Here is a 21,705-nt window from a genome sequence, read left to right on the forward strand (position 1 = left end):
AAAATGATACTATTTTAAAAAATCTGAATCTTGAAAGGCTGGATTAGGATATTTATAGAATCCTTCACCTGTAGAAACTCCTAATTTATTTTTATCTATAAAGTTCTCTTTTAGGTATTTTACTGTTTTAATTTTTAAAGGATCATTAGTTTGTTCTACTGCTATTTTATTAATATTATAAGCTGTAGTAATCCCTACAACATCCAGAATACCAAAAGGTCCAACAGGTGCTCCAGTTGCTTTAATCCATGTTTTATCTATAGTTTGCACATCTGCAACCTCATTTACTAATAAGTTAGTAGCTGCGCTTAATAATGGTACAAGTAAAGAGTTAAGAATATATCCCGGTTGCTCTTTATGCAGTGGTAATGCTAACATACCAATAGCTTTAGCAAAAGCAATTACATCATTAAAATTTTGTGGATCTGTAGTGGCATGACTCATAACTTCTGCGGTATTATGAATCCAAATATTATTTGCAAAATGCAATGCTAAAAATTTTGAAGGTCTTCCTGTAGATTCTGCAAACTGACTAGGTAATAATGTTGAAGAATTGGTTACAAACACTGTTTTTTCAGGAGCTACTTTTGCTAATTTATGGTAAAACTCTATTTTTATTTTTGGATTTTCCGGCACGGCTTCAATTAATAAATCAGCCTCTTTTACGGCTTGTGCCAAATCGGACGTATAACTTAAGTTTTGACGCGTTTGATCTAATTGTTCTTGCGTTGCATTTAGGTCCCTTTTAAAGACTTCACACATGTTCTCAAATTTAGCTTTTGCTTTATCTAAAACAGCATCATTAATATCATAAACGGTGACATTAAATCCATGAAATGCGGTTTGAAATGCTATTTGATATCCTAAAACACCACTTCCTGCTACGGTTACATTTTTATAATTCATTGTAATAATTTTTATTTGCTTTTATAAATACATTGGGTAATAATCGACTTGCAATTGATTGATTACGTTATTAATTCCTGGCGCATTATACGCTGCAATTTCGGCATCATCTTTTTCCTTAATAGAATGCACAGTTCCACTTAATGTTAACGTTTGATTATTGACCGCTACTTTAATATTTTTAGCGTCAATATTGGCCGAACGCTTAAATGCTTTTTGAATGAGGTGCTCTACATTATGAGGTGTTGCTTTTGGTTTTAAATGAATATTATTAACCACTTCTTTTACACCATATAAATGTTCAGTAGTTCTTTTGGCGAAACTTTTTTGATGAGGCCACTCTAATTCGCCAGTTAAATAAATCCTACCGTCTTCCACCTTAACAATAATATCCTCTGATGGTACAGATGCATTCCACTCTAAAGCATTTATTGCTGCTTTTGCAATCTCTATATCAGACTGTTTATCGCTACTACCATATTTTACTTTAATTGCTTCGGCTACAGCTTTTACTCCAGAGAGAGACTTTATAGCATCTTCAATAGCTATTTTTTTTGGTAAATCACTTACAATTCCTGTAAGTGTTGCAATACCATTATTTACGGTTACACCAATTTGAGTCTCGTCTATATTTGGCAGCCATGACAATTCTTCTAAAATGTTGTTTTTAAGTTCAAAATCTGTTTTCATATTCTATAAGTTTCAAATTATTTAATACTATATAAAATTACTACTCTTAATTACACTATGCACTGACCTAAGTCAGTCTCAAAAAAAAAATCACCCTAGCACAATACCATGTGTTAGGGTGATTTCTTACAAGACAACAAATTTATTATGTCTTATAAACTTAAAAAAAATTAATACTCTACTTCTAACTCGTTGTCTACACTCCATACTCCTGGTGCGTAAAATGCAGTTCGTCTAGCATCATCTTTTTCTTTTAATGAATGTACTTTACCTGTCAATTTAATGTTATGACCTTCGGCTTTTACTGTAATATCTTTAGCATCAATATCTGCAGAACGCTCAAATGCTTTTTTAATTTTATTTTTAATGTCTTCTGCTCTCACCGCGTTTTTTAATGCAATATTATTTACTACATACTTCACACTTTGTAAGTTTTCGACTGCTTTTTTTGCAGCAGTTTTTTCAAAATCCCACATCACGTCACCACTTAAATAGACCCAGCCATCTTCAACTTTAACCTCGATCTTTTTAGAAGGTACTGAAATATTCCATTTTAATGCATTAACAGCAGCGGTAGCTATTTCTGTATCCGATTTGTGGGATGTTTCGCTGTATTGCACCTCAATCTCTTCGGCTACAGCCTTTACACCAACAACGCTTTTAGCAGCATTTTCTGCTTCTCGTTTTTTAACATAACTATCTACAGTTCCTGTTAGTGTTACAATACCATCTTTTACAACAACTCCAATTTGAGTTTCGTTAATACTTGGTTGCCATTCTAATTCATCTAAGATGTCTTCTTTAATACTTAAATCTGTTCTCATAATTTTAATGATTTAAATTAAACAATTAATATACGTTAAAGATATCTAGATTATAAACCACTGACACTGACTCACATCAGTCTTACTTTTTATTTTAAAAACTTTAACATAATTATGGATTGTGCACTTCAAAGTTTACACATAAAAAAAACCTAAATAGCGTGTAGCTACTTAGGTTTAAATTGGTCACTTTAACTAATAATTGACTAACTTATTTTAAATGCGATCTTAACATCCATGCCGTTTTTTCGTGTTGTTCCATTAGTCCAGTAATATAATCGCTTATACCATCTGCCTTCCATTTGTCGGCAATTGGTGAAATGTTTTCTCGAATATAAATAATGATGCTTTCGTGATCTTCTAACAGTTCTGCAAATATGCTTTGACTATCATTTTTACCTTTTGTTTTTTCGGTTAGATGTGTCAATTCAGAATACTTTGCTAACGTTGCTGGCACATAATGACCTATCATGCGTATTTTTTCTGCTACGGTATCTACAACTTCTTGTTGTTCTTCATATAAGGTTTCCAAATAAACATGTACCGAATGAAAATCTGGACCTTCAATATTCCAATGAAAGTTTAAAGTCTTAGAATACAATACAAATTCGTCCGCTAATATTTTTGATAATTGGTCTGCTATAGCTTGTCTATTTTCTGCTGAAATTCCTATGTTTGGTGTTTTCATCTTTGTGATTTTTAATTAATTATAGGGTAAAGGTATTGGATGCATTTAAAAATTATTATGATCTAGGTCATTATGGACTATTTTTAAGATTTTTTTTACGGAATAAATAAGATATACTATAGCAGCAAATACAACACCTAAAAATGCTACGGACATATCCTTTTGCGAATCCCATACGTCTCCTTGCGTACCTAAATAAGAAATCCCTTCTTCTACAAAAAATACATCTGCTACCAACCATTCTGTAATTTCATATATGGCGCTTGCAGATAGAATTATTAGAATGGGAATTACAAAAGCTTCGAGTTTTGAAAGTCTAAACCATTTTGAAAGTAATTCTTGTAATGGGAAGAAAAGTAGAAATCCAAAATTAAAATGAACGAGTCTATCATATGGATTTCTAGAGGTGTGAAATACATCTTGAAGCCAAAAACCAAATGTATTATCCGCATAAGTATATTTAGAGCCGTAAACATGCAGGCATAAAAAAACACAAATTGAGAGATAACTAAAATTGCTGAATTTGTGTTTTTTATAAGAGACTATTAAAAAAAGCAATGCTATTAATGTTAACGTATTTTCTATAAGCCAATTCTTAATGTCTGTAGTACCAATTAGGGAATTTGCCCAAACAATACAAAACAACAAACTATACCAAAAAGTCTTATGTCCGATTACAGTAATAACACTGCTTTGTAATTTCATTTCAAAATAATTCTAAATTATAAGTTGCTACCTACTAATAGATTTAGCAGCTTTAATAAGCGATTTTGCTTCATGAATTGAAGGATAAACAGGAATCACTTTTTTTCCTGTTTCAAACAATCCGTATACTGCTGTTTGCGCTGTTCTTACAGAATATTCTACCGTAAATACAATATCTTTTGGCACCTCTGAAAACTGACCTAAGAAAGCGAAATTAGTTGCTCCTTCAACTAAAACATCTGGTCTATCGCCATATGCTCTTGGCATAAATAAACTATCAATAAAAGGCATCGCTGTTGGAATACAATTTACTTTTCCTTCAGTAACAATTGGCTTCATTAAATTCTGAATTTTTAAATGATACCATAGTTCTTCTAGAATTTCCTCACCTGTACATTCTGCCATTGTTTTATTGACATAATTTCCTTTTCTATCTGGATATAAACCATACCCCCAAAATACCTTAACATCTTTGGGTTGATTAGGAAAATGTGGTTGACGCGCAATAACAATAGACATCAGCCAATTAGAATCAGTCATGGTTACCAAACCACCTGTACCATCTACATTACCTGAAAAATTTTCCATGTAATCATGGAATGTGCTATCTTTTAAGGTTGCCGTAAATGAATACCACTTTTGTAAATCTATATTATCACAGAAAACACCAGGATTACCAAAATCCTTATCTTTTTTAGCAATGTTTTTCCATAGTTTCCAAGCTCCAGACTCTGCAACTCCTTTTAGTTTTGCGGGTCTATCCCAAGCTCCATTATCTGTACTATCTGTAATAGAACCATTGGTAATAAAAACGTAATCGTTTTCACCAAGTACTATTTCATTCTTATTTTTTAGATGTATTACACTCGCTGTTTTTTTATCTGAAGATAAATCAAAATCGATATCAACAACTTCACATTTCATATCAAATATAACGCCTTTGTCTTCTAGATATGTTTTCATAGGACGCACTACAGAATCGTACTGATTGTATTTTGTACGCATAACACCTCCTAAACGATAAAGTCCATCTACCAAATGAATTAAACGTCTCATGTATCTTCTCATTTCGGCAACACTGCTCCATTTCTGAAAAGCAAACATGGATGACCATATGTACCAGAAGTTAGTTTCAAAAAAATCGTGATCATACCAATCTTCAATTCTTTTGTTTTCTAATGACTTTTCAGATGTCATTAATAGTTTTAAGAAATCTGCTTGCTGTTTTAATGATAAGCCATAAGAAGACACATCTAATTTTTTTCCATCTTTTAGCAGCCTCGCTTTACCGTTTGAAACAAACCTTTCATTAAATTCAAACGATTCATCTCTTACAGAAACTTTTGGGTCTTCCAAAGATGGAATATAGGATAGTAAATCCCAGTAGCACTCATAATGTTTTTCGTGCATTCTTCCTCCTCTAACCACAAAGCCGTCCTCTTGATTTCCATAGCCATCCAAAGCTCCACCAAGGATATTATCTTTTTCTAAAACATGAATATTTTCACCTTGCAATCCAGCATCTTTCACCAAATAAACAGCACTTGCAAGCGATGCTATTCCGCTACCAATAAGATATACTTTAGCGTCTTTTGGATTTTTATTTTTATGTCGTTTCATAATTTTTATTTTTTACTCAAGAAAAGTGACTACTATTCTTGTTGTTAACTGAAATTGTTTTTAATTTTCTTTAAACCAAATGCCAGCAATATTCTAAATATACCTGCACTTACAAATGCCATCGCTGTCATGTAAACAATGCTTAAACCAGTGAACACCGGATTTGCTAATAGTAGAAATGCAAACATTAAAGTAAGAAACCCTAAAAATAATAACCATCCCCAATTTGGAACATCAATAGCTTTAAACTGAAACGATAATCCAATAGCCATAAAGGCCTGAAACAATAACCAAAAACCAACGTAAAAAGGTAAAATGGTCATTGTTATTAAGGGATGTGATATTAATAATATGCCTATAATAAGATCTAGAATACCACCTGCAAGATGCCAACCCCAATTATTTATATCGTTTTTATTAGAAATAGAAAAGAAAATTTGAGATATACCTGAAACAAATATAAACACACTAAAAACAATACTTAAGGACACATAACTTGCTAATGGTGTTTGAAACACCCAAACTCCAGCAATGATGTATAAAATTCCAATTAAGAGTGATATCCACCAATTTTTTACTGTAGATTGTACTGAACTGAATACTGTAGTTGCCATGATTTTTTTAATTCACGTTATTTTTAAAAAGGTCTTTTAAAGCTGTACCAAGTTCGCTCATATCATGTAAAAACTCGCGTTCAAATTTTTGCTCGTTAGCAATAGAGGCCTCATTAAAAGAAATTACGCCGTCTGTAAACGCTTTAGCTCTTTTTCCTAATTTTTCTTTTAGTTCATTATTTTTTTGTTCAAGATTATCGAGTTGTTTTGTCCATTTTTCTTTTTCACTTTTACTTGCTTTTGCAATTTTTTCTCTCAATACTTTGATTTCTTTTTCAGAGTTTTCAATAGTTGTTTCAGACTCCGCTTTAAATTTTTGCCATTCAGAACTTACTTTAGTTTTAATCTCTTTACTAGTATCTGCCGCTCCTTGTCTTAAATCTTTACTCAGCTCTTTAGTATCTTGTTTAACAGCTTTAGCATCTTGTTTAGATGTTTCTCCGCAGCTTGTTAATACTGTTCCTGTCATAAATAGTATTATGATAAAGGATAGAATATTTGTTTTCATAATTAATTGTTTTAAAAATTATTAATTTTTTCTGTTTACTAATATTAATTTTCCCATAATTACATTATTTATAAGATGAGATGAATTCAGGTTATTAATCCACAATATCTTCGCCTAATGCGTTATGCAATTGATATAATTTTTCTTCTTGTCTTTTTATTCTCTTTTTTAATCTGTTTTTTCGTGCTGTTGTAAATGAATTAGAAACGGCATGCTCAAAGCCTTCAAGGCGAGATTCCAGTTTTTTGATTCGAGAATTTGTTTTCTCTTTAATCTCTTTTAAAGTGGATTTTCTTTTGGCGTCTAACTCAGCAATTTTAGCTTTTCGTTTCGATTTTAAACTGGTAATCTTATTCTTGATCTTAGTTTTTTCGTCTGAGGTAGCTTTTTTAATATGTTGACGTTCATCTTCAATTTCTTCTTCTAATTCTTCGATTTGTTCATCTATATAATCATCGTATTCTAATTCTGCTTGACTTCTTATAATTTCTGAACTTGTCGATTTAAGGGCTTCATCAATGAAAATAGAACTATCTTCTGCTACTTCTGCAATAATAGCAGTGGTGCCAACAGTCATTTTATTGCTTACTTTTTTAATAAAATCATTTTCGAAATCAAAGTGGTTAACATCCCAAATAACACCTGCAGCAGTACCTGTATAAATACCAATAACAAAACCTATTGGACCAGCCAATGCACCTGCTAATCCGCCGATGGCCATTCCTGATAATATTCTCCATCCTGATCCATCTGTTTTATTCTTTAGTACTTCGTATTGATTTTTATCTGTTTTACGAATCATCACGTGTTCATAAAGTGTAATGTCTCCATAAGCATCTAGTTCTTTAATTTTGTGTAAAGCATCAATTGCTTTTGCCTCTTCCTTAAAAGGAATAACTATGATATTTGCCATTTTATTTGTGTTTTACCTAGAACTTCATTCTAGATTTAATTAATATTATTTTTTTAATAAAAGACGTTTCTTAATCTGCTAATAATCCCATTTCTTCATGTAATTCTTTTAGCATAACTAATCATATTAACTTTGTTAGGTATAATCTTGAAGAATACTCTTCTTGTCCAGTTCTATATTTAAGGAACTTAATAAATCCTTTGTTTAAAAATTCTGATTTAGTTTTTACCTCTTTTTATTTTAAAGCTTATTTGTTCGTTTTAAATAATACTCAAAATTAGATAGTTATGGTGAGAGCTATAATGACCTAGGTCAGCGTGATGAAAAAAAATAAGATTTTATTTATGAAGATACTTATGTGAGGATGATTACAATTAAAATCTTAAAACTTGACCACAAGGAAGAACCGGTAATTGTAATGGAGAGCATGACTCTTTTAATCATGCCCTAACTAAAATTTAACGTTATTATATCAATATACTTTGGAATAAAAAAAAGACCTCACAGGTTTTGAAAACCTGTGAGGTCTTTTTTTATAACTTACATTTCAAGTAGTATTATATTTCTAGTTATTTATTTTGAACAGTGAACAGTGAACAGATTACATATACTTTTCTAAAAATCTAAAAAAACCTTTTTTGAGTTCTGAATATATCTGTCTTTGCGTTTCTATGCGGTTTCTAAATTCAATGTGTTTTTTTGCTAATTGCAAATCTATTGCATTTTGGTCTGTGATGCTTTGTCCTGCAATACGTTCTTCGTGCTGTTCTATGGTTTCTTCTAATTCTTCGATGACGCTACCGTGAAGTACAAATTCATTTTGATAGTGCTCTAATTGAGCGAGTACATCCTTGTTTGTCCAGCGTGTTACGAGCTCGCTCAATCTGTTATTAAAGGATTTTAATTCGTCTTTCCAGAATTCGAGTTCGCTTTTCCACAGGTGGTGTTCGAAATGCATATTCGAATTGTATAAAACTTCTTTTTCCATGGTGTTTTTTATTAAAATTAATATAATTCAAAGGTTACGTTTTATCTACCTCTATGAAATGACTTAGGTCATTCTTAAAAATAAAACTCAAAAAATGGTGCTTAAATTTTAAGAATATCTGTGGGTGTTTCGACCAGAATACTTTTATCGCCTCGTAATACAATAGGTTGTTTCATGATTTCTGGATTATGTTGAATCATTTTAATCCAATCGTTAGTAGAAAAATTGTGATGGTCAAAATGGGAAGTATAAGCTGGATGATCCTGGTTTACAAGGTCGACTACTTCGATGTGTAATTTTTCGGCAAGTTCAGCTAATTGTGTTCCAGTTAGTTTTGTTTTTAGAATATCGATTTCTTTAAGCTTATAACCTTCTGATTTGGCATATGCTAAGGTTTGCTTTGCTCTTACAGATTTAGAATTATAAAACAAGGTAATTTGTCTTTTTGATGTTGCTATTTCACCCATAACATTGATTTTAAATTTCGAATTATTTGTTTTTTTCCTCTTCTAAGTAACGTTCCAATAAGTCTTTTAAACTTTCTAGATATTCCTCCATTACCTTTTTGTCTATTTGTGGATGTTTACTAACAGGCAAGGTTATTGGGTTTTCATCTAATGAGCGATAAAGTTCTGGGTAATTGGTTTCAATATTTGAGGTTAGTTGTGTTATCTGGTTTAATATGTTGTGTAGATTTTTCATAGAATATGTGCTTTATAGATTCAAAATTGAATAAATTACTTTGAAAGAACATTAAGTTGACTCACGAGTTCTTCACTTTTTATTAAATGTTCACTAATTTTAAAAACGTCTTTTCGGTTTTTCCTGAAATCTTTTACAAATTGAGCTATGTTATCTTCTAATTGTTCGTGCTCTTTTCTAAATTTTGGTGAATCAGAAAGGAAAGGGTCATCAATTAACTCAGCGATATGATGTAAATGTAAATCGATACTTTCTAACAATGAATCACATATATTATCTAACTTTAATAAGCTGATTTCAATATCTTGAACATTGTCTATATTCTCTTTTTTTGAAATAAAGAGAAAATATTTATCAATAAGATGATGCAAGAATTTTAAATCTACGTTATAGAAAAGGAGGTTAGATTTCCAATGTTCAGTAAGGATATAGAGTTGTTCCCAATTGGCTTCGTAAATGTAATTATCTTTTGGTCTGTATCTAAAATTATTCATGATGTTAGATTTTAGAGTATAAAGATAATTTAGAGTTTTTGTGTATGGAATGACTTAGGTCATTTGTGGAACATATTAGATATTTAATGGAAATAATCTATTACAACTTTGATTAACTTAAATTTGAGATAGTACTATTGGAAGCCATTACATTTTTAGTTGTAATGGTGTTTTTTTTGTCTAAAGGATTGGAGGAAAAGGAATAACAATAGGGTAGTACTCTAGTACAATTTTGTTTTTTTTTAATATTAGTAAAATGAATGTTTGATAACGATTTATTGTTTTTAGCATTGGTTTTCAAGGATACTAAATTCTGATTGCTTACCATTTAGAGTCATTCTAAGGTCGATATTGGCTTTACCATTACTATGTTTTTACATTTTGTAATATAAGAAAGTGGAGAAATTGTATTATCCATAAGATTTTATTTTGAATTTATAAAAATGTAAAACAAAGAAATGTATTTGTAAGTATTTTTGTTTGAGATGATTAATTAGGATTCAGTTGAAGAAAAATAAAAGAGACACCTAAATAGTCCTTTTTAGAATGGTAGTAATTTATATTGGTAAAAAAATAAAACCCTATAAACATTAAGTTTATAGGTTTTTTTGCGGAGAGTAAGGGTCTAACCATAATTGCTGATTTATTAATATTTATAGGTGTTTTGAGGATCTTCAAAATGTAGTGACCCCTAATTAGTCCCTTTTTAACAATTATTTAACATCATTCATAAGATTTGACTGTAGTTGATATGTTTTAGTAACATTAAGTGGAATTATTGATTTTAAGGATTTACTTAAATTCTTTTAAATAGCAGTAGAAACACGTTTCTTTACTAAGTAATCATCTAGTGCTAAATGAGAACAATCGTGACCAATACCACTGTTTTTTATACCTCCATGTGGTAAGTAAATGGCATACTTTACACCATTTATTTGTATTTCACCAAATTCTAAATCTTCAGTAAAACGCTATATTCGTTTATGGTTGTTGGTAAAAATGTAAGAGGCTAAACCATATTCTGTATCATTTGCTAATTCTAAAACTTCATCGTCTGTATCAACGAATGGAAAGCAGATGGCATGCCTCATTTTGAGAAAACATTTAGCTTAGATTAATGTATCTTGGCTAAGTAATATATTTTTAACATGAGCGACAAATCTAAAAGTAAAAACTACAAAGCATTAGAAGATAGATATGATAAAATGATCTATAAAAGATGTGGAAATAGTGGTGTGCTTTTACCAGCTATATCTTTAGGCTTATGGCATAACTTTGGTTTTGTAGATGATATTAAAAACGCAAGAGACATTTTAAAATGTGCATTCGATTTAGGAATAACACATTATGATTTGGCCAATAATTATGGACCGCCTTATGGCTCTGCAGAAAAGAATTTTGGTAAGATTTTTAAAAAAGATTTTAAGCCATACAGAGATGAGTTGTTTATTTCCACAAAAGCAGGTTACGATATGTGGCCTGGACCATACGGGAATTGGGGTTCTAGAAAATATTTAATATCAAGTTTAGACCAAAGTCTTAAACGTATGAAGTTGGATTATGTAGATGTGTTTTATCATCACAGACCAGATCCAAACACACCTTTAGAAGAAACAATGGGTGCTTTGGCAGATATTGTAAGGCAAGGGAAAGCGCTTTATGTAGGTATTTCTAATTATAAACCTGAAGAGACTGTAAAAGCTTCAAAATTATTAAAAGATTTAAAAGTGCCTTTTATTGTAAATCAAGTACGCTATTCTATTTTAGACCGTTGGGTTGAAGACGGTTTATTAGAGGCCTTAAAACAAGAAGCATTAGGTTGTATTGCTTTTTCACCTTTGGCTCAAGGTATGCTTACAGATAAATATATTAATGGTGTTCCTCCTAATTCTAGAGCAGCAAAAGAAAGTAGGCATTTAGACATTAATAAAGTAAATGCGACTATCAATAAAGTAAAAGCATTAAATACTATCGCAGAAGCAAGAGGTCAAAAATTATCGCAAATGGCAATTTCATGGTTGTTAAATAAACCTGAGATTACTTCAGTTCTTATTGGAGCTAGCTCTACCAATCAGTTAAAGGAAAATGTAAAAGCATTAGATAATATTAATTTTTCGGTAGAAGAAATGACTAAGATTAAAGTTATTAATAAAGGTTAGTCTTTTCTGTTTTTTAAATTCCGAAAATGAATTCTTACTAATAAAAAAAAATAGTTACTGGTTGGTTTTATTAGCGGATTAGTTTTGTAATACTTATTTTTAGCAATTAAGTTATTTTAATTATAAATAACTTTGTACTATTCTTGTAAACCTGGAAAAGATATATGCTAAAAAAACATTGTTTATTAATTGTCCTGTTTATCTGCGTTGTTTTTGGTGTAACGTCTCAAAATAGTGAGCTTAATTATCATCAAAAACTAACAATAACCGAAGGTTTAGCTCATAATGGAGTAACTTCAATGTTAGAAGATTCTAAAGGTTTTTTATGGTTTGGTACTTACGAGGGTATTAATAAGTATGACGGTTACGAGCTAAAAACAATTAAGAACACTGTAGATAATAATATTCTAACAAGTAATAGAGTTAGAACATTAAATCAAGACGCACAAAATAATATTTGGATAGGTACGGATGAGGGCGTTACAATTTATGAATATGATTTAGATAATTATAGAAAACTCACATCTAACGCATTAAACAAGGCTGGTTTTCAATCTTCAAAAATTAGAGATATAATCATTAATAAGACTAATGGTTTTAGTATTTGTGTAACAGAAAGTAATGGCTTGTTTATTTTTAATAGCAAGGATTACACATTTATAGGGCATTATGCTCCAGAGCAGAAAAGTGATTATACTTTTTTTAAAGGCTTGCAAGTAGATAAATCTAATTATTTAGTTAGTACTTCACAAGGTTTATTGGTTTTTGATTTTGAAGCCAAAACATTTAAAAATATTTTAGAAAAAGACATTACATATAGTAATTCTATTACAAAACTTGATGATAATTCTTTCCTTATTACACTTTTAAACGGTGTCGCTATTATAGAAAAAAATAAGGATTCTAAAGATGAATTATTCCATTTAAAAAGTAAAAATTTAATTGAATACCAGTTTAATAGTGCTGTTGTAGATACAAAAAACAACTTGTGGTTAGGAACTTTAAATAAAGGTTTCATTTCTATTGAAGATGTTGAGAATTTTAAATCTCAGGACAATTTTAATATAAAAACTTTTAATGACGGTTTACCTATTTTAAGAGCTAGTAGTCTAATGTCAACTTCAAATAATAATTGTTGGTTTTCAACTTTTAATGAAGGAGTATATAGGTTTGATACCAATAAAAATCCGTTTTGTAATTTTCGTACTAATTCTAGTTTTAGGACCAGTTTAGGTTCGGCTAGCGTGACTCATATTGCTTCAATCGATAAAAATAGAGTCTATTTAACTTCTTCTCTTGGAGGTTTAACGATATTAAACACCCAAAGTAATACGTTTGAAAGGCTCCCATTTCAAATTTCTAAAACCGATTTATCTTTAATATCAGCAGTATATGTTGATTCTAAAGAAAATGTATGGGTAAGGTTTAGAGATGAAAATGGATTAAGACGAATTACTAAAGGGAGTAAGACTATAGAAAAAGTAGAGGGTATTGTTTTTAGTAACAACACTAATTTTGCATTACGATCATTTACTGAAGATAAATTTGGAAACATTTGGATTGCATCTAATACTAATGTTTATAAAATTGTATTAAAGGCCAATAATACATTAAAAACGTTTGAAAAATTAAGTGATAATAAATTTTTTAAAGGTGAAACTACTCTAATTACTAGACGTGTTTACGCAGATCCTGTTTATGATTTTGTTTGGGTAGGCTCACAGTCAAAAGGTTTAATTAAAATAGAAAATAATAAAGGCGCATCAGTAAAAGCATCTACTATAGAGTCTTTTACACATGATAAATTAAACGAAAATTCTATTTCTAGTAACTTTGTAACTTCAATAATAAGATTACCTAATAACGACTTGTGGATAGGTACAGAAGGTGGTGGAATTTGTAAAGTGCTAAATTCTAATACAACACCAACTTTTATTTCGTTTACAGAAAAAAATGGATTGTCTAATAATGTAGTAAAAAGTATAGTTTACGACAATAATTATAATTTGTGGGTCGCTACAAATATTGGCTTAAACTTATTTAATACTCAAAAAAGAGAATTTAGAAAATTCAATAATTCAGATGGCTTAGCTTTTGAGGACTTTTGGTATGCTTCTAGTCGTCAAGAAAATAGTATGTTATTGTTGTCTGGTCTTGATGGGATTATTAGCTTTAATCCAAATGATGTACCAAATGCAGAAGCACTTCCGAAGATAACATTCGAAAATTTTAAAATTTTCAATAAAAAAATTATTCCGGGAGATACTATTAATAAAAGAGTGTTACTTTCTAAAAGTATTTCTGAAGTTGATAAAATCACCCTAAAGCATAACGAAAATGTATTTTCTGTAGATTTTACAAGTTTACATTTTTTAAATTCAAAAAACCATGGTATAAAGTACCGATTACTCCCTTTTAACGAGCAATGGATAGAGGTGCCATCAAACCAGAAAACAATCTCTTATAACGGTTTACAACCTGGTTCGTATAAATTAAGCGTCATGGCTTCTAATTCTTTAAACGATTGGACCGAACCAAAAACCTTGAATATTGAAATTAAACCGTCAAAATGGAATACTAATTTAGCTTATTTGGTTTACGCGCTTTTAGGTTTACTTGTTGCATATATTATTGTTAAGGTGATTCTTAAAATACAAAGTTTAAATCATAAGGTAGAAATAGAACAATTTGAAAAAGATAAAGTAGAAGAAGTTAATGAAGCCAAATTAAGGTTTTTTGCAAATATTTCTCACGAAATTAAAACGCCATTAACGCTAATTTCAAGGCCATTAGATGTACTTAAAAAATCTTTTAGAAATAATCCAGATGCTAATGAAAAGTTAGATTTAATAACAAGACAGTCTAAAAAAATACAACAGTTAATAGAACAGGTTCAAGATTTTAGAAAAGCAGATGCAAATATGCTTAAAATGCACTATTCGCGATTTAATTTTGATACTTTTATTAAAGATATAATTGTAGATTTTAAGTTTTTAGCAGACAACGATAGTAAGAAAATAGAGTGTATTGGAGACGATTCTATAACTATTGTTTCAGCTGACAGAGATAAGTTAGAAAAAATATTTAATAATTTACTTAACAATGCTTTTAAGTATACAATTACAGACGATTTAATAAAAGTTGAGTTCAAGAAAGAAAACGATAAAGATTTAATTGTAAAAGTAACAGACACAGGTAAAGGAATCGATAGTGTCGATCTTGCTCATGTATTCGAGCGTTTTTATCAATCGCAAAAAAAGGACAATACACATATTAGTGGTTCTGGAATTGGTTTAGCATTCTCAAAGCGATTAGTAGAAATGCATTACGGTTTTATTACTGCGGAGAGTATTAAAAACGAAGGAACAACTATCACTGTTCGATTACCAATTGTAAAAAAGCATTTACCTACAGATGTTCTAAATGAAATTGATTTACCAAAAGAAAAAGAGGTATCTGTAAGTTCTACAATTATTCAGGAAAATACAGCGTTAGATATTGTTAGTTCTGGAGATTTTAAAGATTCTGTTATTTTTTATGCTGAAGATAATTTAGAGATGAGAAATTTTGTTTCTAATTTACTCGCTAATTATTTTGTGGTAAAATCATTTAGAAACGGTAAAGAGTGTTTCGAAGCCATGGAAGATGAGTGGCCAGATATTGTAATTAGTGATGTGCAAATGCCAGAAATGAATGGCTTAGACTTGTGCTTAAAAATTAAATCAGATTTAAAAACAAGTCATATTCCAGTTGTTTTATTAACAGCACTTACAAATATAGAAGACCATCTTCAAGGCATTAGAGATGGAGCAGATGCTTATATTAAAAAACCGTTTAATGTACAGCACTTAATTACTAATGTAGAAGCATTATTAACCATTCGAAAACAACTTAGAGAGCGTTATCAAGTTGGTATTCCATTAACCAAAGAGAATAATAAGAACAACAGAAATGATAATGCGTTTTTAGAAAAACTCTATAGCTTATTTGAAGAAAACTTAGATAATCAAGAATTCGATTTAAATAATCTTGCTAGAGAATTATATCTTAATCGTACACACTTTTATCAAAAAGTAAAAGTACTTACTAATCAAACGCCTTTCGAGTTGTTAAAAATGTATAGACTTAAAAAAGCGGCAGACCTTTTAACTCAAAAAGGATTATCTGTAAACGAAGTTTTTACAATGACGGGTTTTAAAAGCAGAACACATTTTACTAAAGTTTTTAAGGAGAAGTACGAAACATCTCCCGGAAAGTATGCATCAGAGTCAAAGAAAAATCACTAATTAACTTTACTTATAGTTGAATAAATTTACTCATAAAGACAAACAATTAACCATAAGGAACATGTTTTTTGTTATTCATAAATACATTTGATTTAATTAAAAACTATATTAAAAACTATATTAAAAACTATATTAAAACAAATATTATGAAAACAACTTTACTTAAAAAAACATTTATGGCATTAGCGCTTGTAGTTTGTACTACATCTTTTGCTCAAATTGATTACACATTCGATACTGACGATGAAGGTTTTTCAGTAAACGGTCCAGGAACTTCATCAAGTCACTCGGCAACTACAGGTATTTTAACTGCAGTAACTGGTACAGGAAACAATCTACAACTTAGAAAAAATGCTAACGATATTGGTGATCCAACAACTTTAACAACTGTTTTTATTGACTTAAAAAACAACTCTAATGCAAACAGTTTAGTGCTTCAAACAGTTTCTGGTGGTACAACTACTATAGAAACAATAGCTATTACTGCTGCAGATACAGCTGAACAATCTTACCAGATTGATGTTCCTGCAGGAAGCACAACATGGATTGGAAGTTTTCAATTAAGATTACGTTTTGTAAATACAGCAGGTAATCTAGATGGTGGATCAATAGAGGTTAACCGAATTCAAATTGTAGATCCAGCAACTTTAAGTGTTGAAGAAAACACGTTAAGTGCATTTAGCTTATATCCAAACCCAGTAAAAAACACATTAAACATAGAATCTCAAGATGCTATTAGTAATGTAACTGTTTACAATTTACTTGGTAAAGAAGTAATATCTTCTAATACAGTTAAAAATACTTTGGATGTATCTACATTATCTAATGGTGTTTATGTTATTAAATTAACATCTGATAAAGGAGTTGCAACAAAGAAATTTGTTAAGGAGTAATTTTTTTTAACATTATATTTTATCTAAAAGACCACTGTACAGTGGTCTTTTTTTTATTTTTAATGTAAAATTATTCACAAAGACATTATATTTATTTAAGCATACATGAAAAGCAATTTGTAATAAGACATTTACAATAACAATCTATATGTTCAATTCATAATTAATAACACTACGAATGATAAAATCCTGCAACATGAAAACGTTAAAACAGTTTTGTTTAATTGTAATTTCACTTACGCTAATTAATTGTTCTTCTGCACAAGATAGCAAGCATACTGCTAAAAGTCCAGAACAAGGTCTGCTTAGTATTGAAACTGGTTTAACAATTACCAAAGTAAGAACTGCAGTAAACAAAAATCAAACCTATATAGCAGCAACTAGTTATGAAGGCACTATTGTAGCAGTAAGTTATAGTGGAAATGTTTTATGGAAAAACAAACTGTCTGGTTATATGAACCATGATATTTGGGCAGCAGATATTAATAATGATGGTAACGATGAGATTTTAGCAGCCAATGCAGATGGTTCTGTGTATTGCTTAGATAATAAAGGTAATTTACTTTGGCAATTTAAACAGAATGACGCACCAATGTATTCAGTATGTGTTGTTAATAAAGACAGCAAAGCGTATGTAGTTTGTGGTGGTTTTGATAATAGTTTCTACTATGTATCTCCAAAAGGAGAACTGGTAAACGAAATAGCTTCAAAAACGTATTCTATAGAAAAACCATTTGGTAAATCACATAAAGAATTACCGCCATCTGGTTTACATGTTACCAATTTTTTAAGACCAGGAAAGCTTAATGGAAAAGAGATATTAATTGTTAATGGCGTTCAAAACAGTATGAATGGAGATGGATCAATATATTTATTTAACCCTTTAGAGAAGTTACCTTTTGAAACTGTTAGTGTAAAAAAACGTGGACCTTATGGAGACTTAAGAGTTGTTGATGCTAATGCAGATGGCAGTAGTGAAATTTTATTAGGACGAACTGGAGCTAAGGCAAAAGGAATGACTTTTCGTATTATTGATACAAAATCTCCAAATAATCAAAGCATTCAAGATCTAAATAAAGCTAAAGACAAAACATCATTAAAAAGAGGCATGTATCGTGTAATTCAACCAGAAGTTATAAATAACAACGGCAAACCAGCTTACATGGCTTTATTTGGAAGTAACATTGTTATTTCAAATATTGGAGAGCCACAAGCTAATGCTGAAGTAATACCAACACGATTTTCTTTTAACGATATGTATAAAGATCCTAATGCTAACAAAGTAATATTAGCAAGTGCACAAAGTGGTGGAAGCGCTGTCCATATTATTGATTTTAGTAATAAAGATTGGAAAAGCGCTTATAAGAAGTTGAATCCACCAGGAAAAATTCAAGAGATTCTATCTAATTCAGCAGAAATTAAACAAAATTTAAAAAGCTTTAAAAAGCCTTCATATCAAAAAGAATCTGCTCCAGTTTATTTCATGTCAGAAAACAGAAGAAAAAATGGTACTGCAGAACCTATTGAAAGAATTGAAGCCAAGTACAATAATCCAATTTTCTTAACGGGAGGAAACTTTGATAAAGAAAAATGGGATCGTTCTGCAATGGCAAGTGAGAAATATAAAAATAAGCGAGATAGAAGAATGAAATATATTTTATCTCAAAACGAAGTGTTAGAAATTATTAAGAAAAAGCATCAAAAATCTAATGGTAAAGGTATTTCATATTGGGGAGGACACGGTAACGATCCATTTATGTATCAAGTAGAAACTACTAAAAAAGGTATGGATTTTGCCAATGGAAATAAAACAGTATTAATTTACCCAGAAGTTGTTGATGCTTCAGAGGAATTTAAATATGTTATGAATGAAATGTATTGGCCTTTAGCAAATCATGCTAAGACCAGAAATGGTAATTTGTACATGCGTAACAAGCATTTGTTTTGGCAAGCAGATGTTTACATGCCAATGTGGAAGCCTTTAGTTTCTGGTAAATATGCAAACGTATTTGTGCCAGCAATGGAGGAAACAACAGATAAGTCTATGGAGCTAAGTTTTACTTCAAGACTAGGACTTTGGGCTAGTGGATCTGTAGATAGTTGGGGTGCACGTGGTGCTAGAGATAATACTAGTTTTGATCGTTTACGTCAGCATTCTAACCAAACGTTGCCAAACCATTTTTTAAGAACCATGGTATATTCTATTGCCAGTGGTGCACAGTATATCGATAACTTTCCAGTAGATCAAGAGTATATGAGTTTACTTTGGGATTTAATAGCCGAAGGTGCATTATACGTTCCAGAACGTTCTGATATTTTAAGTTTTTCGCCTGTACATTTAAGTATTAATAATCCTAATGAAGAGTACGTAACAAGCTCAAGCAATGTAAAATGGTTAACGTTTTTTAAAAAGGAAGGAGATAATTTAGATGACTTTGCATTTAGTAGATTAAATGGGACTTGGCCAGGCGCACCTTTAACCGAATGGGATTTTTCAAGGTATGCTGCAGGAGCAAAGGAGAGACGCTTAAATTTTATTCCGAAGTATAATAATGGTATGGTATTAATAACACCACCTCAAAATGGCATTTTTGCAGACAAAGAAGCAGTTAGAAAACCTTTAGTTGAAAATATTCATCCATGGTATAAAGATATTATGAAAGAATATCATACTGATGGTAAAAACTATATGTCGGCAGATGGTACAGAAACTTTTCAGCCAAGCGAATATTACAAAGTAATAGAAGAAGATATTAAAAATAGTGCGTCTAAACTACCATTATCAGTTTCAGGAAATGTAGGTTGGGTTGTAGCACAAACTGGGCCCAAAAATTTACGATTAACCATTGTTGAAAATGGATATATTAATCCCAATGCAGCAACAGCTAGTGTTAAGATTAATAATATTAAAGTGGTGAAAATTAAAGATATTTTAAATAATGAAGAGTTTAAAGCGAATGCAAATTCTGAAATTAAAATTGAAATACCACTAGGAGGCTTTCGTTTTATTGATATTGAACTTGAAAACGAATTATAAAAGTTCGTATTGATAGATACATTTTATGTATTAGTAAATACAAATGTTGCTTAATCTTTTACTTAATTTATAGAACAATTTAAAGATTAATGAATTAGTCTAAATTGATTCAGCATTAAAGCCGAAATAACATTACGCTATTCCGGCTTTTTATTTCATTAGAAATCTCTTAAAACAACCAAATGAAAACATATAGTTTCAACATAATTCTACTTGCAATAATTATCAGTTTCAATAGCTGTGATACCAAGCAAAAGGAAGTAGCTGTAAATAACACGAACAATAGAGATCAACCAAACATCATCCTTTTTGTATCAGACGACCACGGAACAGATGCTTTAGGAGCTTACGGTAATCCAATCATTAAAACACCAAATTTAGATAAATTAGCTTCTGAGGGCACCAAATTTACAAATGCCTATTGTACCAGTGCAAGCTGTGCAGCAAGTCGTTCTGTTATATTATCTGGTCAATTTGGTCATGCCACAGGTTCTTATGGTCATGTGCACGATTATCATCATTTTAGTACTTATGATAGCATTAAATCACTTCCAGTATTATTAAGTAAAGCGGGTTATGAAACAGCTCGAATTGGAAAATATCATGTTGCACCAGAAAAAGTATATCATTTTAATCAAGTATTAGAGGCAGATCCAAGAAATACCGTTGAAATGGCAGAAGCATGTGCAGAAGTTCTAAAATCTGACAAACCATTCTTCCTATATTTCTGTACAGACGATCCACATAGAGGTCAACCATTTACTCCAGATCCTTGGGATGCACCAAACAGTTTTGGAAATAAAAAAGAAGGTTATAAAGATGTTGAAACTATTACTTATAAACCTGAAGATGTTTTAGTACCAGCATTTTTACCAGACACCAAACAAACACGAGAAGAAATTGCAGAATACTACCAAAGTGTATCGCGTATAGATCAAGGTTTTGGAAAATTAATGCAAATGTTAAAAGACACTGGTAAAGCAGAAAATACAATCGTATTTTATATTTCTGATAACGGAATGGCATTTCCTGGAGCAAAAACTACAGTACATGAACCAGGAATTAAATTACCATGTATTATAAAAGACCCAACTAAAGATGCTAAGGGAATTACAAGTGATGCCATGATTTCTTGGGTAGATTTAACACCAACCATTCTAGATATGGCTAAGGTGGATTTTGAGCCAAATAAATTTCACGGAAATTCTTTTAACGATGTCATAGGAAAAGAAAAAGTTGAAGGTTGGGACGAAATTTATGCCTCACACACATTCCACGAAATCACCATGTATTACCCAATGCGTGTGGTAAGAAGTGATAATTATAAACTTATTTGGAACATAGCTTACCAACTAGAATACCCATTTGCATCAGATTTGTGGGCATCGTCTACATGGCAAGCTATTTACAGAAATGACATCGAGTATTTTGGACCTAAAAAAGTAAAAGATTATTTATTCAGACCGGAGTTTGAGTTATACGATTTAAATAAAGATCCAAACGAATCTAATAATCTAGCAACCAATGAAGCTTTTAAAGAGGTCTTAGAAACTATGCAAACCAAAATGAAAGCCTTTCAAACCAAAACTAAAGATCCTTGGATGATTATGTGGAGTCATGATGCATCTTTACAAGGTAGTGGAGTAAATTTATAAGTTTATTTTTTCTTACAGGTTTC

18 protein-coding genes and 1 pseudogene are annotated in these 21,705 nt (G+C 30.7%); 5 read left to right on the forward strand and 14 right to left on the reverse strand.

Annotated elements, in window-relative coordinates; genetic code table 11:
• Nucleotides 1-9: 9 nt before the first annotated feature.
• The 14 genes and pseudogenes from ASC41_RS12085 to ASC41_RS16650 form a co-directional block, all read right to left on the reverse strand.
• The gene (locus tag ASC41_RS12085) at nucleotides 10-906 is read right to left on the reverse strand and encodes a 3-hydroxyacyl-CoA dehydrogenase (RefSeq protein ID WP_055436904.1); all 897 of its coding nucleotides are present in this window, start codon (nucleotides 904-906) and stop codon (nucleotides 10-12) included.
• Nucleotides 907-927: 21 nt separating this feature from the next.
• The gene (locus ASC41_RS12090; RefSeq protein WP_055436905.1) at nucleotides 928-1,596 is read right to left on the reverse strand and encodes a BON domain-containing protein; all 669 of its coding nucleotides are present in this window, start codon (nucleotides 1,594-1,596) and stop codon (nucleotides 928-930) included.
• Between the two features lie 170 nt (nucleotides 1,597-1,766).
• Nucleotides 1,767-2,420: a BON domain-containing protein gene (locus tag ASC41_RS12095; RefSeq protein WP_055436906.1), complete on the reverse strand. Its 654-nt coding sequence runs from the start codon at nucleotides 2,418-2,420 to the stop codon at nucleotides 1,767-1,769.
• 211 nt (nucleotides 2,421-2,631) lie between these two features.
• Nucleotides 2,632-3,108, reverse strand: coding sequence for a Dps family protein (locus ASC41_RS12100; RefSeq protein ID WP_055436907.1), 477 nt, complete (start codon nucleotides 3,106-3,108; stop codon nucleotides 2,632-2,634).
• A 45-nt stretch (nucleotides 3,109-3,153) separates the two neighbouring features.
• A complete protein-coding gene (locus ASC41_RS12105; RefSeq protein ID WP_055436908.1) occupies nucleotides 3,154-3,813 on the reverse strand; it encodes a DUF2238 domain-containing protein in 660 nt (219 codons plus the stop codon).
• Between the two features lie 27 nt (nucleotides 3,814-3,840).
• A complete protein-coding gene (locus ASC41_RS12110) occupies nucleotides 3,841-5,433 on the reverse strand; it encodes an oleate hydratase (RefSeq protein WP_055436909.1) in 1,593 nt (530 codons plus the stop codon).
• 44 nt (nucleotides 5,434-5,477) lie between these two features.
• Nucleotides 5,478-6,047 (reverse strand): HdeD family acid-resistance protein, encoded by a 570-nt coding sequence (locus tag ASC41_RS12115; protein ID WP_055436910.1) that lies wholly within the window; start codon nucleotides 6,045-6,047, stop codon nucleotides 5,478-5,480.
• Nucleotides 6,048-6,054: 7 nt separating this feature from the next.
• Nucleotides 6,055-6,555, reverse strand: coding sequence for a hypothetical protein (locus ASC41_RS12120; protein WP_152971468.1), 501 nt, complete (start codon nucleotides 6,553-6,555; stop codon nucleotides 6,055-6,057).
• A gap of 94 nt (nucleotides 6,556-6,649) precedes the next feature.
• A complete protein-coding gene (locus ASC41_RS12125; protein ID WP_055436912.1) occupies nucleotides 6,650-7,468 on the reverse strand; it encodes a DUF1269 domain-containing protein in 819 nt (272 codons plus the stop codon).
• A 601-nt stretch (nucleotides 7,469-8,069) separates the two neighbouring features.
• Nucleotides 8,070-8,456: a hypothetical protein gene (locus ASC41_RS12130; RefSeq protein ID WP_055436913.1), complete on the reverse strand. Its 387-nt coding sequence runs from the start codon at nucleotides 8,454-8,456 to the stop codon at nucleotides 8,070-8,072.
• A gap of 101 nt (nucleotides 8,457-8,557) precedes the next feature.
• Nucleotides 8,558-8,923: an arsenate reductase family protein gene (locus ASC41_RS12135; RefSeq protein WP_055436914.1), complete on the reverse strand. Its 366-nt coding sequence runs from the start codon at nucleotides 8,921-8,923 to the stop codon at nucleotides 8,558-8,560.
• Nucleotides 8,924-8,945: 22 nt separating this feature from the next.
• Nucleotides 8,946-9,158 (reverse strand): hypothetical protein, encoded by a 213-nt coding sequence (locus ASC41_RS12140; protein ID WP_055436915.1) that lies wholly within the window; start codon nucleotides 9,156-9,158, stop codon nucleotides 8,946-8,948.
• A gap of 35 nt (nucleotides 9,159-9,193) precedes the next feature.
• Nucleotides 9,194-9,652 (reverse strand): hypothetical protein, encoded by a 459-nt coding sequence (locus ASC41_RS12145; protein ID WP_055436916.1) that lies wholly within the window; start codon nucleotides 9,650-9,652, stop codon nucleotides 9,194-9,196.
• 806 nt (nucleotides 9,653-10,458) lie between these two features.
• Nucleotides 10,459-10,743 (reverse strand): annotated as a pseudogene (locus ASC41_RS16650) (aldehyde dehydrogenase family protein).
• A gap of 57 nt (nucleotides 10,744-10,800) precedes the next feature.
• On the opposite strand from ASC41_RS16650, the gene mgrA reads away from it, so the two are divergent.
• The 5 genes from mgrA (at nucleotide 10,801) to ASC41_RS12170 (ending at nucleotide 21,682) form a co-directional block, all read left to right on the forward strand.
• Nucleotides 10,801-11,811: an L-glyceraldehyde 3-phosphate reductase gene (gene mgrA / locus ASC41_RS12150; RefSeq protein WP_055436917.1), complete on the forward strand. Its 1,011-nt coding sequence runs from the start codon at nucleotides 10,801-10,803 to the stop codon at nucleotides 11,809-11,811.
• 164 nt (nucleotides 11,812-11,975) lie between these two features.
• Nucleotides 11,976-16,097: a hybrid sensor histidine kinase/response regulator transcription factor gene (locus ASC41_RS12155; protein WP_055436918.1), complete on the forward strand. Its 4,122-nt coding sequence runs from the start codon at nucleotides 11,976-11,978 to the stop codon at nucleotides 16,095-16,097.
• 146 nt (nucleotides 16,098-16,243) lie between these two features.
• The gene (locus ASC41_RS12160) at nucleotides 16,244-16,990 is read left to right on the forward strand and encodes a T9SS type A sorting domain-containing protein (protein ID WP_152971469.1); all 747 of its coding nucleotides are present in this window, start codon (nucleotides 16,244-16,246) and stop codon (nucleotides 16,988-16,990) included.
• 196 nt (nucleotides 16,991-17,186) lie between these two features.
• Nucleotides 17,187-20,027 carry an outer membrane protein assembly factor BamB family protein gene (locus ASC41_RS12165; RefSeq protein ID WP_055436920.1) on the forward strand — a complete coding sequence of 947 codons (2,841 nt, stop codon included), beginning with the start codon at nucleotides 17,187-17,189 and terminating at the stop codon, nucleotides 20,025-20,027.
• A 182-nt stretch (nucleotides 20,028-20,209) separates the two neighbouring features.
• Nucleotides 20,210-21,682, forward strand: a complete 1,473-nt coding sequence (locus ASC41_RS12170) for a sulfatase family protein (protein ID WP_055436921.1) — start codon at nucleotides 20,210-20,212, stop codon at nucleotides 21,680-21,682.
• Nucleotides 21,683-21,705: the final 23 nt, after the last annotated feature.

Origin of the sequence: Lacinutrix algicola, assembly GCF_001418085.1 — a bacterium.
GTDB classification, from domain to species: Bacteria; Bacteroidota; Bacteroidia; order Flavobacteriales; family Flavobacteriaceae; genus Lacinutrix; species Lacinutrix algicola.

Bases quoted from the DNA above. Each gene is read 5' to 3' on its own strand.
- ASC41_RS12085 (WP_055436904.1), bottom strand. From the start codon at position 906: ATGAATTATAAAAATGTAACCGTAGCAGGAAGTGGTGTTTTAGGATAT.
- ASC41_RS12090 (WP_055436905.1), bottom strand. From the start codon at position 1,596: ATGAAAACAGATTTTGAACTTAAAAACAACATTTTAGAAGAATTGTCA.
- ASC41_RS12095 (WP_055436906.1), bottom strand. From the start codon at position 2,420: ATGAGAACAGATTTAAGTATTAAAGAAGACATCTTAGATGAATTAGAA.
- ASC41_RS12100 (WP_055436907.1), bottom strand. From the start codon at position 3,108: ATGAAAACACCAAACATAGGAATTTCAGCAGAAAATAGACAAGCTATA.
- ASC41_RS12105 (WP_055436908.1), bottom strand. From the start codon at position 3,813: ATGAAATTACAAAGCAGTGTTATTACTGTAATCGGACATAAGACTTTT.
- ASC41_RS12110 (WP_055436909.1), bottom strand. From the start codon at position 5,433: ATGAAACGACATAAAAATAAAAATCCAAAAGACGCTAAAGTATATCTT.
- ASC41_RS12115 (WP_055436910.1), bottom strand. From the start codon at position 6,047: ATGGCAACTACAGTATTCAGTTCAGTACAATCTACAGTAAAAAATTGG.
- ASC41_RS12120 (WP_152971468.1), bottom strand. From the start codon at position 6,555: ATGAAAACAAATATTCTATCCTTTATCATAATACTATTTATGACAGGA.
- ASC41_RS12125 (WP_055436912.1), bottom strand. From the start codon at position 7,468: ATGGCAAATATCATAGTTATTCCTTTTAAGGAAGAGGCAAAAGCAATT.
- ASC41_RS12130 (WP_055436913.1), bottom strand. From the start codon at position 8,456: ATGGAAAAAGAAGTTTTATACAATTCGAATATGCATTTCGAACACCAC.
- ASC41_RS12135 (WP_055436914.1), bottom strand. From the start codon at position 8,923: ATGGGTGAAATAGCAACATCAAAAAGACAAATTACCTTGTTTTATAAT.
- ASC41_RS12140 (WP_055436915.1), bottom strand. From the start codon at position 9,158: ATGAAAAATCTACACAACATATTAAACCAGATAACACAACTAACCTCA.
- ASC41_RS12145 (WP_055436916.1), bottom strand. From the start codon at position 9,652: ATGAATAATTTTAGATACAGACCAAAAGATAATTACATTTACGAAGCC.
- mgrA (WP_055436917.1), top strand. From the start codon at position 10,801: ATGAGCGACAAATCTAAAAGTAAAAACTACAAAGCATTAGAAGATAGA.
- ASC41_RS12155 (WP_055436918.1), top strand. From the start codon at position 11,976: ATGCTAAAAAAACATTGTTTATTAATTGTCCTGTTTATCTGCGTTGTT.
- ASC41_RS12160 (WP_152971469.1), top strand. From the start codon at position 16,244: ATGAAAACAACTTTACTTAAAAAAACATTTATGGCATTAGCGCTTGTA.
- ASC41_RS12165 (WP_055436920.1), top strand. From the start codon at position 17,187: ATGAAAACGTTAAAACAGTTTTGTTTAATTGTAATTTCACTTACGCTA.
- ASC41_RS12170 (WP_055436921.1), top strand. From the start codon at position 20,210: ATGAAAACATATAGTTTCAACATAATTCTACTTGCAATAATTATCAGT.